This is a genomic window from Catenovulum adriaticum, from assembly GCF_026725475.1.
GTDB lineage: Bacteria > Pseudomonadota > Gammaproteobacteria > Enterobacterales > Alteromonadaceae > Catenovulum > Catenovulum adriaticum.
The window spans coordinates 654,971-672,341 of sequence record NZ_CP109966.1 but is presented as its reverse complement, the minus strand read 5'-3'; the positions used below and the strand labels follow the sequence as shown (position 1 = coordinate 672,341).

The following is a 17,371-nucleotide window of genomic DNA, read 5'->3' as shown; positions in this document are numbered from 1 at the left end:
TTTTTATCTGGCTAATTTAAACGTTAAAACTAATTCATCACTTATACCGGATTGATAATTTCTGTCAAATCCAAGTCCGTATATGTTTCCCCTTTTGTCGTTTTCAATTATGTTTTTATTACCAATTTAGATGATGCTTTACACACAAATTGAAGTTAATGGGGAAACTTTTACGATAAAAGCTAGTAATTAATCGTATATATTTCCTCTTTTATGTGATTTTCATTAGGTATAACGCTTAAGGTGGAAAAATTTACGACATATTGTCGTTTATGCTTCCTCTTTTAGGACGCGTTTTGCTTTATTAACGTAAATTCTTCCTCTTTTATGTGTTTATTGGATTATTTAACGTATATGTTTCCCCTTTTATGATCTGATCTTTTAATTAAATAGGTACTGATCTGATCTTGATCGCTTTCGATTGCCAAAAATCAATGACTTAGCCTTTTAAAGAGGAACTATAAACGACAAAGAGGAGTGATAAACGGTTTAAAAGTGGAAACATATACTCGTTCGGGGGAAAGTATTACTTGATCTAAGAGGAAGCATATACGACGAAAGCGGGAAGCATATACTTCGTAAGTATCGTATATGCTTCCTCTTTTTATCGTAAATGACACCACCTTGGGTTATTTTACGGCCAATAGATGTTAAAGAGGAATGATTTACTTAATATAATGCTTAATTTCATGAATTATCTTCAGTTCATTTTTGCTTCCAACTCGTCATTCGTATTTATTTCCTCTTTAATGTTTGGTTATTCTAAAATAATTAGACGGGAGCGTTTTTATTTCCCCCTTTAGGATCAGATCTATAAATATATATAGTCTTTGATCTGATCTTGATCTATCTGTAGTACTAAAAATCAATGACTTAGGTGTTAAAAGAGGAATGTTATACGTTAAAGTGGAATAATATACGAGTGTAAAGTGGAAACCTTTACTGCTTAGAGAGAAACTTATACGGTTAAAAAAGAAGCCTGTACGCCGCAAGGTGGAGGCTTTTACTTCATGGAGTTAGTATATCCTTCCCCTTTTATTCGTATTTTATTCCTCTTTACAGTAAATACTTACAAAAGAGGAATGAAATACGCTTATATAAATCCCTAAGACATAACCTTTATTTGCTTAACTTCAAATAAATTAATCCTAAGGTTATGATTAATAAGAATTTAATATGATAATTGGTATCTAGTTAGTATTTTGAATTACAATTTTTTAAATTAAATGTCTTAAATGTCTTAAATGTCTTAAATGTCTTAAATGTCTTAAATGTCAAATGATGAAAATGTTTTAACTTTATATCAGCTGAAATAGACGTTTGACGGTACGTATTGGTGCTATATATATCGGTTTTACGTTATCGTTACTAAAATTGTATTTAAATTATTGATTTGTAAAGTTATTTTAATTTCGTTTTTGTTTCCACTTTGAATGTTGCTCCAGTTTTAATTATATCAGTAAAAGGGATAGTGGTTAGTTTTCCGTTTAATCTTCCACCTTATATAACCGTTTATCGTATTTGAAGACGTTTTAATTTCCTCTTTTGTCGATAAATAACAAATACTAAAACTGTTATCTTAGATTATTTTTTACATTTATAGTAAAAGTTATTCACAACCTATAAAAACCCGTAGTTAATATTTAGTTGCTGCTAGCTAACCAACCAATTTATACTTTATCGCTAGATTCGTATTATCTTTTTCTATCATGAGTTTATATTTGATTAGAATTTTAATAGTCTATGGTCTTTGGCTTTACCTACTTTTTAAGACAAGTGATTTTCACACCTGTTCCTTTTAATGCTTGGAATTTAACACTACTCGTTGTTATCATTTAGTCGCCTTTAATAATACAATTATAATTTTTAAAATTTGTTCTAAAACCTCTAGCATACTATTATTAAACGCATATGAATTTATATGGTTCTCTTTTAATTGTTAGCTCAGTAAGCCATTTTTTCTATCCCCCTGCCCTTTCGTTTAGTAGTTAAGGTGTAGAACATGTTCTACACCTTAACTTCATTTATATCTTTAGTTTTCACAAAAAATTATATATTATGTATTTTAATGTTTGATATAAGGTATTGAATTAATGGTTATCACATTTGGAAATAAAAAAGGTGGTGTTTGGAAAAGCACTACTTTATTAAATACGGCCTGTGTAGCAGCGCAAAAAGGGTTTAGAGTTTGTGTAGTAGACGCTGATACAAATGAAACATCAAATACTTACCTAAGGCGTAGAAATGAAACGAATGCAGAGCGTGCTCAAAAAGGATTAGAGGAATATCCATTTATTAAAAGTGAGTTAAAAAGACCAGATGATGCTGTAGGGAAAGATCTACAAGCATTAGACGAAAACTATGATTATGTATTTGTTGATACTGGTGGTTATGAAAACCGAGCTTTCACGTCTGCTATTCAAGTTTCCGATATTATCTATATGCCTTTCCAACCGTGCCAGGTTGATATGGACCAACTTGTCCCTACCCTTAAGGTCATTATTGATACGGAAAATATGGTTTCAGAACTGGTACCTGATTACTCATTAGACCCAAGACTATTAGTTGTTGGCGCTGATCATAATTCAAAAGATTTGGTTATGGATGCTAAAGCGGTTGCAAGGCAATTAGAAAGTCATGCAAGTTTATCTTCAGCTACTATTACTGTAGTAAAAAAAATGAAAAGAATTCAAGACGAAGGTTTAATGTTAGCTGACATCAAACACCCAAAAAGAAGCATGTATGAAATTTTGTTTGATGAGATTCAAGGCAATAGGAAGCTAACTCATAAAAGAGTTCGAAACTAGGTGTAGAACGTGTTCTACACTGTTAGATATTGAGGTGGATGATGGTTAAGAAATTAGATCTAGAACTATTACAAGGAAAGACAGCAAAGTACCCGTCTGAGATTGAAAAAGAAGAGCTAGCTAAAGAAAAAAAACTAGAAGAAATTAATGACAACGGAAAAATACAAAAAAAATTAGCTAGGAAAAAGTTAATTGGTAAAAGAGTTATCATTAAAGCTAGCGAGACAACGTTATGGGAAGGTAACCCTCGAAATTTTTCACGAGACAACGATATAGAAGATTTATTGCCTCTAATTGAAAAATCGGGTGGTAATACTCAAGCCGTAGACGCTAGGCTGACTGACAATGATAAAGTTGAAATTATTGCAGGCTCTCGAAGAAGACGGTGTTGCATTGAGGCTGGATTAGATCTCGTTATTGATCTTTATGAAGACATGACAGACGCGGATGCAATGGAAATTGCAGAAATTGAAAACTCCGGCCGCAAAGAAGTGGATATCATTGGTGAATGTGATTACCTCTATGATAAATACTTAAAGTTGAAAAGCAAAGATCCAGCCATGAATGTTGAAATATATTCGAGAATGAACGGAGTCGATAGAACATTAATGCATTTAAAGTTTAGCGTTGCTAAGCTACCTGATTGGTTAAAAGATAGTAGTAAAAATTTAAAATGGTCTATTAGAAATTTAAAAGCGTTAACTGCAATTAATCGTCAATTGGAAGAAATGAATATTAACCAAGAGCAGTTAACATTCAAATTACCACTGTCAACTCCAAATCTTGTGATAAGTTCTTTCAAAAAAATGTTAAATACAGCCGAACTAAAAAAAGATAATGATGTACAAATAACAAGAGCAAGAAATGGCAGTATCACGATAAAAATATCAAACGAAATACCAGAATCGAAAAAAGATAAAATTCTAAATTTTATAGAAAGCTTAAATTAAAAAATAGGTAGTAATAATTTTTAACAGGGTAGGTCGGCTGCCCTGTTAAATTAACCTTTTAATGAAATGCTTACTTTTAATTATGTTGATCAAGTTCTACCAAATTCTTATTTCTGGGTCTGCTCCTCGTCACTTCTCGATTTATTTACAAAATGTTTTAATCTTCATTAATAGCCACTCTGCAAGCTTAGTGTTAGCCAATTAATTGTATGGCGCTTCCGTTAAATGAAAGTTTTAATCAATGGCATTTTAAAGTAACAAATTAGCACATAACCTATCACTAGATATAAATTGCTTCCAATTAAATACTATTGACTAAAATCTTGTTAGCTTTTTTAAACTATATCGTCACTAAATTAGTATTAGGGTTTGTTGACGTTTGGAGTACAAATTTGTTTCTAACTAAACGCTTTTTGATCGCGACGCGAAATATGTAGCATAGTTCTTCTATGTCAATATCGAGCACAGCTACTGCATCCTGCTCACGCTAAGTACCTGCATCCATGCAGGCAACAAAGAGCAAAAAGCGTTTAGGACGAACCCTAAGGCAGCGTTTGTTTGGCATTTCTACTGTGTTGCCCCACATGGATGTGGGGTAAGGTGACTTTGCAGGAGCATAAAGTCTTTATAGCTCATATATAACTTATATAAATATTGCTCAAATAATATTTATATTCTCGAATTTAAATTAGGTTATTGTTCATCTGACTCAGTTGGTTTATATAGTGTAAATAAAACTATATATATCAATTACTTATGCCTTTGATGATATGTTGTTATAACATTATACTATAAGATTAAATTTGATTGATTTTGATTCTTTGTGATAGTAATATTTTGTTTATGTAAAATATCAGTTTTATTATTGTTTTAAGCCTTAATCCAAAGTCAGTATTGAGTAGCGGTTGAGCTAAAACGATTTTTATAAATATAGCCGTTCAGTATTTTATGAAAATCACTGAACTATATAGTCGGTGAGATTGCTGAGCGTCTGTGAAACATAGGGTCTTGATATGGGTTTAAAAAAAGTTAGAAATCTACTAAATCGCCATCGGGTTGCATACTTATTTGCGGCGAGTGTTTCATTTGTGAATATTATGGCTACACCCATTACATCCGCTAGCACTGAAACGGATAATGTAGAGCAAATTAAAAGCATAGCTATTGATAATGTCTGGTCAGGACATAGAATTAAACCGTATTTATTAACCAGAGGCGAACATCAATTTGTCGGATATTTTGATGCAAACCGTCAGTTAACAGTTTCACATCGAGAAGGGAATGCACCATGGCGCTATTATAAGGTTGATAGCTGGTTAGGGTGGGATAGCCATAATTATGTGACAATGGAGCTGGATTCAAAAGGCCATTTGCATGTTATGGGCAATATGCACGCGGATCCAATTGAATATTTTAGAACCAGCGAACCTTATAACGTGAGGTCTTTAAAAAGAATCGAGTTAATGGTTGATAAATCAGTTGAAAAAAGAATGACTTATCCTATTTTTCTACTTAATAAAAATGATGAGCTTATCGTTAAATACCGAGATGGCGGCAGTGGCAACGGTAACGAAATTTATAATATATATGATGTAAAAACAAAAACTTGGTCAAGATTACACGCGAAGCAATTTTTAGATGGTGAAGGCTTAATGAGCGGTTATTTTGAGGGACCAACGCTTGGGCCAGATGGACTGTTTCATTTGATTTGGGTGTGGAGAAATACACCTAACGCCGCAAGCAACCATAGCTTATCTTACGCCCGAAGTGCAGACCTCGTTAATTGGGAAAATTCGGCAGGGGAGGCAATCAACTTACCTTTAACATTAAAGCACACTGAAGTAGTTGATCCTGTGCCTGCTGGCGGAGGCATGATAAATGGTAATGTCAAAATAGGGTTTGATCAGAAAAATCGTCCAATCATTAGTTATCACAAATATGATTCCGCAGGAAATACTCAAATGTATGTTGCGAGACGTGAAGCTGCAGGTTGGAACCGTCAGCAAATTAGCGATTGGGAAGGCTTTAGGTGGGATTTTGGTGGCAATGGATCTCTAGGTCGGTTTGCGATTAAAAATTATGAGCCAAAAATCATAGACAAGAATACATTAGGCATTGTAGTTAGAAAAAACGATGATGTAATGAAATTTATCATTGATTCAGACACGTTGAAAACGGTAAAAGTAGTAGAAACAAGTTTATATCCGAGTGCGTTAAGAAAAATTACCAGAAAATCAAACCCAGCTTTAGGGCACCTTGAAAATTTAGAGCATCAGGTGCTAAGAGGCGTTGGTGATTCAAGCCGTAATGGTAGTCAATTTTATCTATCTTGGTTCAGCCAACCAGGAAACAGAGATAGAGCACATGCAACTATTACTCAGCCAAGTGTATTATTGTTGCACGAAATTAAATAAACCTAACCAATCGGAGTTTGAGTTTATTTACAAACTCCGGTTATTTATTCACGCTGGATTAACTCACTTTCATTATTTTAAAAGTTACCTGATTCAATAAATTGTAAAGCTTTACAGTTTAACGGAATTAAATAATATACGATTTTGTGATTTTATCGCATGTGATTAATTTATTTTTTGAATTAAACAAACCTCTAAACTTATTTCATCAATTTTTATCTTAAACTTTTTTTTACTTTTTAAAGATCAGGCATGTTACTCAAAACGGAAGGGGAGTGCTATTGAGTTTAAAAGACTTTTTAAAAAGCAAGGTTCATACACATAAGGATGTGTAATTTCAGTATTGATATGAATAACAGTATCAAAATGATTCCGCTATATTTTCGGCATATGACTCAAAAAGGTTAAGTTAACAATTTGTTGATTTAAGCGGTACTAAATGCTATTTTTGACTTCTATTGACCGTTAATGATTGTTGTGATTGGTTTGGTGTTAATTTTTTACGTTAAGTGAATGACTCTCCCACAAATCATAAATGCACTAGGTCTACAAATAAGGAATTAAGATGAATTTATTACGAGCCTCATTTCCCCAACTCAATTTAAAGCTTTCAGCTAAATTGAGTCGATTAATATTCGCATCAGCGTTATGCACCGTTAGTTTGTCTGCGAATGCAAAAGTCACTTTAGAAACACAAATTAAAATTACCGACAGTGCCTTACATTTTGATGGTAAAAATTTGGATTTTAGCAATTTTGAAAAGCCAGATTCAACAACTGAAAAGTATGATTATTTTTTTGGTCCCAATATTTCGGCTCATGGGGATGCGGTTAAAACCTATAAAGATTATGTTTTTATGACTTGGTATCGTGGCGGAAAAGATGATCGCCATGTTATGTTAAGTCGATACAATAAAGTAACAGGCACGGTGAAAACGATTGAGTTTCCACATCAGCATACCGGATTTAGAGGAAACCCTTTAGTTGGGGAGTCTCATAATACGATTGGCTTAGCGGTAAGTCCTATTAACGGCACGATACACATGGTGTATGACATGCATGCCTATGACGACAATAATCATGACGGAAAATTTAAAAACGATTATTTTCGTTATTCGTACAGCGTCCCTGGTGCAGCCAGCGTGGCAGATAAAGATTTCACCCTAGATAAATTTGTAAAAGATACAAGTGCTGTGAGCCAGGGTAACGATGATTATAAACACCTTACCATGACAGGCGATTTGGCTGATAAAGCGAACTTTGCCCGTTTGACTTACCCTAAATTTTTTGTTAATACCGATGGCACCTTATTGTTATATATGCGTTTAGGGGGTAATAATAACGGGGCTTACGTGTTTAATCGTTACGATGCAGCGGCTCAAAAGTGGTCTACATTCACAAACTTTAACCTGAACAATCAAAAATCTCACGGTAATAAATACAATTGGGGCCTCTACGGCAATATGAAGTATGTAAACGGCAAACTGCGTGTAGGCTTTCAGCAACGTTCTGGTGACAATGATGATAAATATAAATACCAGAATGGGGTTTATTATGCCTATTCAGATCACCCAGAAGGCTTTGGCGATTGGAAAAACCATAAAGGTGAAGCAATGACTTGGCCACTGGTTAATTCAGATGAAATTAAAGTATTTGAGCCAGGTGACTATTTTAGCCATACAGATGCAAATTCAGTTTACATTGTCGGCAGCTTTGACTGGACAGTCACTGCAAAAGGCGATATTCACATTATTAGTAAAGTGCGTTCCACTAATAGAAATCGCCCTGATTATGAAGAAGTTTATTTACACGCCTATAAACCAGTAGGGACAGAGGAATTTATAATTACAAAAGAATTTGCCGGCGCCAGCGAAATATACACGTCGGGTGATAATGTTTATATTGTTGGCTTAAACAATGGCCGTCCTTATGTTGAAAAAGCACAAGGCGGAACCAACAGTTTTGTACGCGTTTACGAAGCTACTGACGGTATTCAGTTTGATCATGGCACTATTTATATTACAGATGGTAAGCTTTACTACTATTTAATGGAAAAAATGACCGGCACTAAGCAGCCGCTGTATTTGCAAATCATTGATTTAGATGTGAATGAAAGCTCGCCACCGTCAGCCAAGGCAACGCCAAAGTTAAATAGTGAAAAGAAACTAGATTCCAGTGATACAACTGGTGGTGGGAGTAGTGCGCCTTTGAGTATTTTATTGGGTTTATTTCTGATGGCTTTTAGACAAATAAAATACGCTACAAACGACTAATTTAACTTGTTACTTTGAATATATAAGATATTTATACCCACGTGTTTTTGGGGTATAAATATCTTTTCAGTTAACGCTAGACAACTTTTGCATAATTACAAATTTCTGAAAAGTGAGCTGGATCTAAGCTAGCACCACCAACTAAAAGTCCATCTATATCGGGTTGTTCCAGCATTGTTTCAGCATTATTTTTGTTAACACTACCGCCATACATAATTCGGGTATTTTGAGCTGTTTGTTCAGAATACATAGCTTTTAATTGTTGGCGAATAAAATAATGTACTTTTTGTGCTACTTGAGCGTTTGCTGATTTTCCAGTTCCAATTGCCCAAACAGGTTCATAAGCAATACATATAGATTGTTGGCTTAAATCAATATTTTCTAATGACTCTGTTAATTGCCGAGTCAAGACCTGCTCAGTTAAATCACACTCATACTCTTTTTGGCTTTCACCTATACATAAAACGGGTGTTAGCCCACTTTGCAATGCGCGTTCTATTTTTAATTGACAGCTTGCATTATTTTCTCCAAAGGTTTCTCGTCGCTCAGAGTGACCCACTAAACAGTATTGGCAACCTGCTTCTTTTAACATTTGTGCTGAAGTTTCACCCGTGTAAGCGCCTGATTTAAATTTACTCACATTTTGACTACCCACATTGATTTGTGAATGTTGTAAAAAATTCAACATATCACGTAAATATAAATAAGGCGGACAAATAACAATTTCAGCAGCAAAGGGCTGGTTGATCAGCGAGGCAACGGACGAGCAAATTAGATCAACCCCACCGTTTAGTTTCCAATTAGCCATGATAATTGGGCGTTTATTATGAAATTTTTTTGATTTCATCATATGGTTCTTTTAGTTAATGGTTTGATTATTTCTTCATATATTAAAGATATTTAAACTGACTGTAAATGACTGGTTTTGTGTTTTTGTTGTTTGTTTTTTGATTTTTATTTAGGTTTTTTGTTAATTTTTAGTTTGTTATTTTTATTATTAGTGCTACTTTTAGGTTTTTAGTGATCCATTGTGCTTGATTTTGGTTGGTTGTTTAGTGGTAGCTTAAATCAAAAAATAAGTAAACTAATATGTTGAAGATTGAATGAGGAATCAATATGAAACAATTAACGCGCTATTTAGCGCTACGATATTTAAAGCAATTTTCTTTTGCCTGTCTACTCTTTACTGCCACAGCTAATGCCACCGTTACATTAGAAGATCAGGTTAAAATTACAGATCTTGGCTTACATTTTAATGGTCAGGATTTAGACTACAACAATGTCGGTAATCCAGACACATCCACTGATACTTATGATTTTTTCTTTGGTCGTAATATATCGGCTCATGGCGATGCAGTTAAAACCTATAAACATTATGTTTTTATGACCTGGTATCGAGGGGGGAAAACCGATCGGCATGTTATGTTATCTCGCTATAACACTCAAACAGGTTCAGTTAAAACCATTGAATTTCCGCATCAACATACCGGCTTTAGAGGTGATCCGTTAGTAGGGGAGTCGCATAATACCATAGGTTTAGCGGTTAGCCCGGTTAATGGCACTATTCATATGGTTTATGATATGCACGCTTATGATAATAATAATCATGGCGGCAAATTTAAAGATGATTTTTTCCGTTATTCTTATAGCGCGGCGGGCGCAGCTGAAGTGCCAGATGAAGAATTTACCTTAAATCAATTCGTAAAAGATACCAGTGCGGTCAGCCAAGGCCCTGACGATTATAAACACTTAACGATGACAGGTGATTTATCTGATAAAGGAAATTTTTCGCGTTTAACTTACCCTAAGTTTTTTACGACAACAGATGGCACGTTATTGCTTTATATGCGCTTAGGTGGAAATAATAACGGCGCTTATGTATTTAATCGTTACGATGCTCAAAACCAAAAGTGGTCAACCTTTACTAAATTTAACCATAATAACCAAAAATCCCACGGTAATGAATATAACTGGGGACTTTATGGAAATATGAAGTATGTCAATGGCAAACTTCGTGTTGGTTTTCAGCAACGCTCTAGCGACAACAATGACAAATATAAATACCAAAATGGGGTGTATTATGCGTATTCAGACCACCCTGAGGGTTTTGGTGATTGGAAAAATCATCAAGGCGAGGTAATGACTTGGCCTTTAGTGGATTCAGACGAAATTAAAGTATTTGAGCCGGGTGATTATATTACTCATCAAGAAGACAACTCAGTTTATATTGTTGGTAGCTTTGATTGGACGGTAACTGCTAAGGGTGACATTCATATTATTAGCAAAGTACGCTCGACAGATAGAAACCGCCCCGATTATGAAGAAGTTTATATTCACTCTTATAAACCTGCGGGCGCTGAAGATTTTATTATTTCAACTGAATTTACCGGTGCCAGTGAGATATATACCGCGGGCGATAATGTTTACATTGTTGGTTTAAATAATGGCCGACCTTATGTTGAAAAAGCACAAGGCGGCACCAATAATTTTGTACGCGTTTATGAAGCAACCGATGGTATTCAATTTGATCACGGTACTATCTATATAAAAGATGGCAAAGTTTATTACTATTTAATGGAGCGTGCCGCTGGTGCGTTACAGACAACCCAGCCTCTTCATTTACAAATTATTGATTTAGATCTTGAAAGCGAAGCAAATGCTCCGCAAGTGGCATTTCCGTCTGCAACGAAGACTGTTGAGCAAGGCTTTGAAAAATTATCACTCACAGTTGATGCGAGCAGCCCACTTGAAAGCCGCTCGATTGAATCTGTGGCACTGTATATTGATGGTGAATTAGTTAGAGTGGATGACTCATTACCGTACTTGTTTGGTCATGGTTCTAAACCACACGAAACAGGCGCAATGGGTTGGTTAGATACGCATTCTCCTAATCCAAATCCGCTGGAACCGGGTGTATATTTTTTTAAAGCCGTTGCAACTGACAGTGAAGGTGAAACAAGTATTGCTACTATGCAGCTGACCGTATTATCAAAAGCGCCAGTGGTGAGCTTTCCTAGTTCTGAAACCATTGTTGAAGCAGGTTATGAAAAGTTAGCGGTTACGATAGACGCAACTAGTCAAATTGACGGCAGAAGCATTCAGTCAGTTGCTTTATATATCAATGATGAATTAGTGCGAGTAGATGACTCGCTGCCCTATTTATTTGGTCATGGCTCAAAACCACATGAAACGGGTGCTATGGGGTGGTTAGATACACATGCGCCAAACCCAAACCCATTTACTGAAGGGGTATATGATTTTAAAGCAATAGCGACAGATAGCGAAGGCGATACAGGCGAAGCTAACATGACGCTCATTGTTAAAGGCGAACCTAAGCCTCCCATTGTGACTTGGCCAAACGACACTATCACTGTTTTTGAAGGCTATGAAAAATTAAGTATTACGCTTGATGCTGAATCGCAAGTTGCAGATCAAACCATTCAGTCAGTCACTTTATACCGTAACGGAGACTTTGTTCGAAAAGATACAAGACCGGTATGGAATTTTGGTCATTCATTCGCCCCTTATGAACTAGGCGCAATGGGGTGGTTAGACAAACATGAACCTAATCCCAGCCCGCTAGGCGTTGGTAAACACACATTCACTGCGGTTGCAGAAGATAGTGCCGGTTTAGTCAGTGAAGCTGAAATGACGCTTATTGTTAAACCGCTCCCAGGGCCAACAATCAACTTTGTTGAATCGGATATTAAATTAACGGAAGGCTATAGTAACTTGTCTGTGAATACGAACGTGCAAACGGCGGCAGAGACTATTGAGGTTGTCAGCGTTATTTTATATGTAAATGATGAGCTTATCCGTGAAATTTTTGAACCACCATTTACTTGGGGCTCTGCTGATTATGCTGACGATTTACTCGGATTAACGGCGGGCAGTCATGAGTTAAAAGCCGTGGCAACGGACAGCAATAATCGGATGAGCGAAGCTAGTATTTTACTAGATGTGACCTTGTTAGGTGATTTAGATAAAGATGGCGATGTCGATCGAATGGATATGCGCACTTTTAATGCTGCAGTGCGTGCAGGGGAAATTACTGATACGGCTTATGATTTTAATGGGGATGGTTTAATCAATACTCGTGACATCAGAGGCATGGTTCATTTGTGTACACGTGCCCGCTGTGCGGCTAACAACCAGTAATGATAAATAAGATTAAGCGGCTGGTGAAACGATTTTAGTCGTGGAATCAGCTGCTTAATAACCAATCTGAATTTTAACTCATTTTTATCTCGGGTTTAGCTTAATCGACCTGAGTAATCAATAATAAGGAATACTAAATGAAATCTCTAATGATATTTTTTGCATGGGTGTTAACTTTTAACGCCAATGCGGGGTTAATTACGACACAACCCGATCAAACTACCTATAACTCAGGTGATATTGTTACCGTTGATTTTTACGTTAACAATGCTAACCCAATAATTGACTGGCTTAATGTTGAATATCGTTTTGATGATAGCTTGTTTTCCTTTGATAGTTTTACCGTAACAAATGAAGTGTTTTCAAATAGTTACTTGGATGATGGTTATATTTTGCCATCAGCATCAGATTTACTCATTTTAAATGTTGGCTTTTTGTCGAATTGGGATGAAGCTTTAACCACTTCATTTAAGCTTGGTGCAGCGGAATTTACGGCTTTGTCAAATACGGCTTCGCCAGATTTTACGCTTATTGACCAGTTTGTAACTGATGTCAATGGCAGTGAAATACCAGTAGAACAGCAGCAGGTTGCCGTGCCAGAACCTGAAACTTATGCTTTCTTCCCTTTGTTAGCTGGTTTTTTGTTTTGGCGAAAACGAGCAAAAAATATAAAAAGATCTATCTCTATCCAAAAAACAGCCTAACCATAGCTTAAGCTGTTTTTGTGATTAACTTAATGCATCGTTTGTGTTTTGAGGTGATTCAATTGCTCAACTGAAAGTTGAACGCCTTCAGGTTGCCAGCTCTTAGGTTCTGAAAGCAGTTTAGGTTTATATTTCATTTTAACGGTATCATGTTGAGCCTCCATCCAGTTTTGCAACCTGCTTTTTAAATTGGTGGCGATATTTTGATATTGAGGGGCATTTATCATATTCGTTAACTCCCACTTATCTTTTTTCATTTGGTACAGTTCAAACTCTGGATTTGAATAATAGTCTATGATCGTTGCCATCGCATCCGGGTGAGATTTTGCAAGGTTCCACCACTCATTCCAATAAGCGCCAGCGCCAAAGCGTCTAAGCAAATCGCTATGGTTAGTGAAAGCGAACTCAGGGTGTATATTATGTATTAATTTCCACTCACTTGTTCTAATAGAACGGCTCGGATAGATATTTTTGTTTGTATCACCCGTCGTCGTTGTAAATATGGCCTCTCTATGCGGCTTTTTGGGGTCAATTAGTACCGTTTTGAATGAGTAACCATCTAATGATTGATCGGCTGCTCCGCCAGCAATATCTATTAAAGTCGGCATCAAGTCTACTAAGCTGACCATCGCATCCGTTGTTCCACTTTTAATGTTACCCGGCCAGCTAAAAATGAGCGGAACTCGGGTACCATAATCATATAAAGTCCACTTACCAAATGGCCACTGTGAGCCATGGTCGCTGGTATGTACAAAAATTGAGTCTTGCCCCATATATTGATTTTTTAAATCCATTAAGCGACCTGAAAAATCATCCAGCTCTTTTATTTGCTGATAATACATAGCTCTATGCTGACGGGTGGCTGGGGTGTCTAAAAATTTAGGCGGTAGCTCAACATCCTTCTGTGCAAAACTGGTTTCCCTTAACCAGGGTACATGAGGGTTAGTAACGCCAACCATTAAGCAGAGTGGTTTATCAGACTGTCTATTTTTTAAATAGTGAGTCACTTTTTTTTCAATTTGCTGGATATTATCAGGATGATAAAAGCCAGGTACCGTTTCTATTGTATCAAACCCATATATTTTTAGCCGATTTCCTTTTCCGTGTGCCACTTTACCAAAGGCAACCACTTCATACCCTTGCGCCTGCATTGATGAAACCAAACTTTTAATGTGCTCAGATAATTGAGGGTAGGTATGATTTTCTTCAGCGCCATTTCTTGCCGGCATTAAACCTGTTAATAGTGCCGCTCGGCTAGGTGCACAGGCTGGAGATGCTGCGTAAGCATGATTGAATACTAAGGCATCCTCAGCTATTTTCTCAAGATTCGGTGTCGGGATATTTGGATTACCGTATAAACTCATATCAGTTTGAGAATGATCATCTGACAGATATAGCAGCATATTTGGTTTATCTACCGCAAAAGCAATGGCAGATAATAAATAGGCTTTAATGATTAATATTTTTATTATGTTTAAATGGTTAAACATTTTTATTGCCTTATGATAACCGGCCTACTGACCGGTTGTGGTTACTTTCGACTTAATACTAAAACGATAAATTGAGGTCGATTGATAAGTCTCTTTGGGCGTTAAAATTGAGTCTGGAAAGTATGGATGGTTAGGCGCATCTGGATAATTTTGAGGTTCCAGCGCTAAACCATTTCTGAATTCTATTGCTTTGCCATTTTTTCCGATCACTTCACCACTCATAAAATTACCTGAATAAAATTGAAGTGCTGGCTCTTTTGTTAGTATTTCCATATAGCGCCCACTTATTGGTTCATATAACGAGGCTTGATTTTTTAAAGTGCCGTCATATTGGCTAAAAACCCAGTTATGATCATAGCCGCCATACTGTTTATCTAGCCCACCACCAAATTTAAGTTGCTGGTTAGCGGTTCTTATGTTTTTTGCTATGGGTTGAGCTTGTCTGAAATCAAATGGTGTGCCGTCAACACTCGCTAATTCACCAGTTGGAATGAGTAGTTTATCTATGGGAGTGATTTTATTTGCGTTTATAGCCAGTAAATGATTTTCAATATTTTCTTTATTATTTCCAGATAAATTAAAATAAGCATGCCAGGTTAAGTTGACAGGCGTTTTTTTATCCGTAGTGGCTAAATAATCTATTCTAAATTCGTTGTTATTGTTTAAACTATAAGTGACTTGGATGTTTAAATTACCCGGATAGCCTTCTTCTCCGTCAACAGATAAATAATTTAAAACAACTTTATTTCCGTCTAATTTCCCACTCCACACCCGTTTATGTAAGCCTTTAGCGCCACCATGTAAATGATTTATATCTTTATTGGGCCCCCCATTATTACGAGTGACATTATAGGTAGTATCATCAATCGTAAATTGGCCTTTTGCAATTCGGTTACCGAACCGGCCAACAATAGGACCTGAGTAGCAGCAATCATTATAGTATTCCGGCCATGTATCATAACCTAAAATAACATCCTCTAAGCGGCCATTTTTATCTGGCACGATTAAGCTTTGTACATAAGCGCCCCAATTAGACACACTGACCGACATGCCATTTTTATTTTTAATGGTATATAAATTAATCTGTTTTCCATTAGTTTCACCCCAAACTTTAACATCAACAATAGGTTGCTGATCTTTCTGAGCCGGTTGGGGGTTTTGCTTTGCTTGCTGCTCGATAGATTGGTTTGCTTGTCCACACCCAGCTAATGATATCGCCAGTAATATAGCCAGTTTTTGTAACCTGATAGTAAACATGAATTGACCTCATATATATAAGCCACGAACGATTCAGTATCTTATCGTGGCTTGAATTTGATATCTGGGTTAGTCTTGAATTGGGTAAAATTTACCTTTTACTTTTCGCATTGGTATAATAGCAGGTCTAGTCAAGAAGCTTCTTTCTAAAATATCCCCTCTTGGATTACCAAACATAGTACACCACCAGTTTCCATCTTTATCTTTAAAAAAGTTATTGTGTCCAGCCCCGATAACCGATGTGTACCTTTTGCTAAATGGACCATAAGGTGTGTCTGCGGTTGCAATAACAACATCGTAACTATATCTGGCTTCGCCTATTTCCTTGCGCGTTTCAAATGCTCGGCCCGGTTTTTCTTCATCATAGGCAAATCGGCCGTCAGGTAATTTAAAGCTCCAAATGGCTTGTACCAAATGATATTTTCCATCCTCTTTAAACATATAAGCCCCTTCAATATAAGGCTCTACTTCATATGGCTTTTCTGCTAAACGAGTAAAAGGCTCTGCAATGCCACTCATATCGGCTTTCATTTTCGCAATGAAATGATTATGTCCAATGAAATAAACAGTGCCATCATCATCCTCAAATAAGCTACCATCTATATTTGGGTAGATTGGACCATCTTTATTACCCTCGATATTGACATAAGGCCCTTCTGCTTTACCGCTGGTACTACGTAAAATATAAGACCCTCTGCCATTTGGGTTTTCTGGAACACTTGCAACAATAAAGTAGGTTTTTTGGCTTTTAATATAGTGAATTTCTGGTGCCCAAAGCGTACGACGTTTTTGAGATATTTTGTTACCATTTAGGTCTACTTTACGCTTATCGTTAGCATGATGATAATCACCTTGCCATGTATCTGTTTTGTATAAGTCAAAAACTACGCCCATGTTTTCCCAATCTTTGAGGTTTTTAGAGCGCCAAAGCTTCACACCTGGGGAGTCATCATAAGCTGTTTTTCTGCCAGGCATGCCAACAGTGCCTGTCATATAGTAGTAACCATCGTGGCCCAGATTAACATAGGTGTCCCTTAACCAGTGATCAAATAAAGGCTTGACCGATGTTGGAATTTGTAATTCTGGGCGAGTAACGTCTATATCCCCGTACCTTTGGGCTTTAGTGGATATGCTTGGTTGGTTTTTGTGATCAGCTTGTGGTGGGTTAGATTGGCAACCGATCGTAATGGATGCACTCATAATCAGCGCCGATAGTTTTAAGCTATTTAAAAAATTTATTTTCATACGAATTTATCTCAATGACTAAAGAATTTATTGATTAAGTGTTTTTCATACTTATTTGTAACATATGTATATTA

Annotated in this window: 10 protein-coding genes; 6 read left to right on the top strand and 4 right to left on the bottom strand. The window is 36.3% G+C overall.

The genetic code is table 11. From position 1 onward, the window contains the following. Positions 1 to 2,093: 2,093 nt before the first annotated feature. From OLW01_RS16035 to OLW01_RS16020, 4 genes are all read left to right on the top strand, one after another. Positions 2,094 to 2,807 (top strand): ParA family protein, encoded by a 714-nt coding sequence (locus tag OLW01_RS16035; RefSeq protein ID WP_268076565.1) that lies wholly within the window; start codon positions 2,094 to 2,096, stop codon positions 2,805 to 2,807. A 38-nt stretch (positions 2,808 to 2,845) separates the two neighbouring features. Beyond that, positions 2,846 to 3,757 (top strand): ParB/RepB/Spo0J family partition protein, encoded by a 912-nt coding sequence (locus OLW01_RS16030; protein ID WP_268076564.1) that lies wholly within the window; start codon positions 2,846 to 2,848, stop codon positions 3,755 to 3,757. A gap of 1,013 nt (positions 3,758 to 4,770) precedes the next feature. Beyond that, entirely contained in the window at positions 4,771 to 6,171 is a 1,401-nt protein-coding gene (locus tag OLW01_RS16025) for a BNR repeat-containing protein (protein WP_268076563.1), read from the top strand. Positions 6,172 to 6,736: 565 nt separating this feature from the next. Beyond that, entirely contained in the window at positions 6,737 to 8,443 is a 1,707-nt protein-coding gene (locus OLW01_RS16020; protein WP_268076562.1) for a BNR-4 repeat-containing protein, read from the top strand. Positions 8,444 to 8,519: 76 nt separating this feature from the next. Here the strand turns inward: OLW01_RS16020 and tpiA are convergent, their stop codons facing one another. Continuing rightward, entirely contained in the window at positions 8,520 to 9,293 is a 774-nt protein-coding gene (tpiA, locus tag OLW01_RS16015) for a triose-phosphate isomerase (protein WP_428980200.1), read from the bottom strand. A 266-nt stretch (positions 9,294 to 9,559) separates the two neighbouring features. On the opposite strand from tpiA, the gene OLW01_RS16010 reads away from it, so the two are divergent. Both OLW01_RS16010 and OLW01_RS16005 read left to right on the top strand, forming a co-directional pair. Beyond that, on the top strand, positions 9,560 to 12,601 hold the full coding sequence (locus OLW01_RS16010; protein ID WP_268076561.1) for a BNR-4 repeat-containing protein: 3,042 nt from the start codon (positions 9,560 to 9,562) through the stop codon (positions 12,599 to 12,601). A gap of 137 nt (positions 12,602 to 12,738) precedes the next feature. Then, the gene (locus tag OLW01_RS16005; RefSeq protein WP_268076560.1) at positions 12,739 to 13,305 is read left to right on the top strand and encodes a PEP-CTERM sorting domain-containing protein; all 567 of its coding nucleotides are present in this window, start codon (positions 12,739 to 12,741) and stop codon (positions 13,303 to 13,305) included. A gap of 29 nt (positions 13,306 to 13,334) precedes the next feature. On the opposite strand, the gene OLW01_RS16000 is transcribed toward OLW01_RS16005, so the two are convergent. The 3 genes from OLW01_RS16000 to OLW01_RS15990 all read right to left on the bottom strand — a co-directional run bounded on the left by OLW01_RS16000 (position 13,335) and on the right by OLW01_RS15990 (position 17,297). Then, entirely contained in the window at positions 13,335 to 14,795 is a 1,461-nt protein-coding gene (locus OLW01_RS16000) for a sulfatase family protein (protein ID WP_268076559.1), read from the bottom strand. A gap of 24 nt (positions 14,796 to 14,819) precedes the next feature. After that, entirely contained in the window at positions 14,820 to 16,052 is a 1,233-nt protein-coding gene (locus OLW01_RS15995; protein WP_268076558.1) for an aldose epimerase family protein, read from the bottom strand. Between the two features lie 69 nt (positions 16,053 to 16,121). Continuing rightward, positions 16,122 to 17,297, bottom strand: coding sequence for a family 43 glycosylhydrolase (locus tag OLW01_RS15990; RefSeq protein WP_268076557.1), 1,176 nt, complete (start codon positions 17,295 to 17,297; stop codon positions 16,122 to 16,124). Positions 17,298 to 17,371 lie beyond the last annotated feature (74 nt).

Excerpts from the sequence above, each read along its gene's own strand:
- OLW01_RS16025 (WP_268076563.1), top strand. The coding sequence starts at position 4,771 with ATGGGTTTAAAAAAAGTTAGAAATCTACTAAATCGCCATCGGGTTGCA.
- OLW01_RS16010 (WP_268076561.1), top strand. The coding sequence starts at position 9,560 with ATGAAACAATTAACGCGCTATTTAGCGCTACGATATTTAAAGCAATTT.
- tpiA (WP_428980200.1), bottom strand. The coding sequence starts at position 9,293 with ATGATGAAATCAAAAAAATTTCATAATAAACGCCCAATTATCATGGCT.
- OLW01_RS16030 (WP_268076564.1), top strand. The coding sequence starts at position 2,846 with ATGATGGTTAAGAAATTAGATCTAGAACTATTACAAGGAAAGACAGCA.
- OLW01_RS16005 (WP_268076560.1), top strand. The coding sequence starts at position 12,739 with ATGAAATCTCTAATGATATTTTTTGCATGGGTGTTAACTTTTAACGCC.
- OLW01_RS16000 (WP_268076559.1), bottom strand. The coding sequence starts at position 14,795 with ATGTTTAACCATTTAAACATAATAAAAATATTAATCATTAAAGCCTAT.
- OLW01_RS15995 (WP_268076558.1), bottom strand. The coding sequence starts at position 16,052 with ATGTTTACTATCAGGTTACAAAAACTGGCTATATTACTGGCGATATCA.
- OLW01_RS16020 (WP_268076562.1), top strand. The coding sequence starts at position 6,737 with ATGAATTTATTACGAGCCTCATTTCCCCAACTCAATTTAAAGCTTTCA.
- OLW01_RS16035 (WP_268076565.1), top strand. The coding sequence starts at position 2,094 with ATGGTTATCACATTTGGAAATAAAAAAGGTGGTGTTTGGAAAAGCACT.
- OLW01_RS15990 (WP_268076557.1), bottom strand. The coding sequence starts at position 17,297 with ATGAAAATAAATTTTTTAAATAGCTTAAAACTATCGGCGCTGATTATG.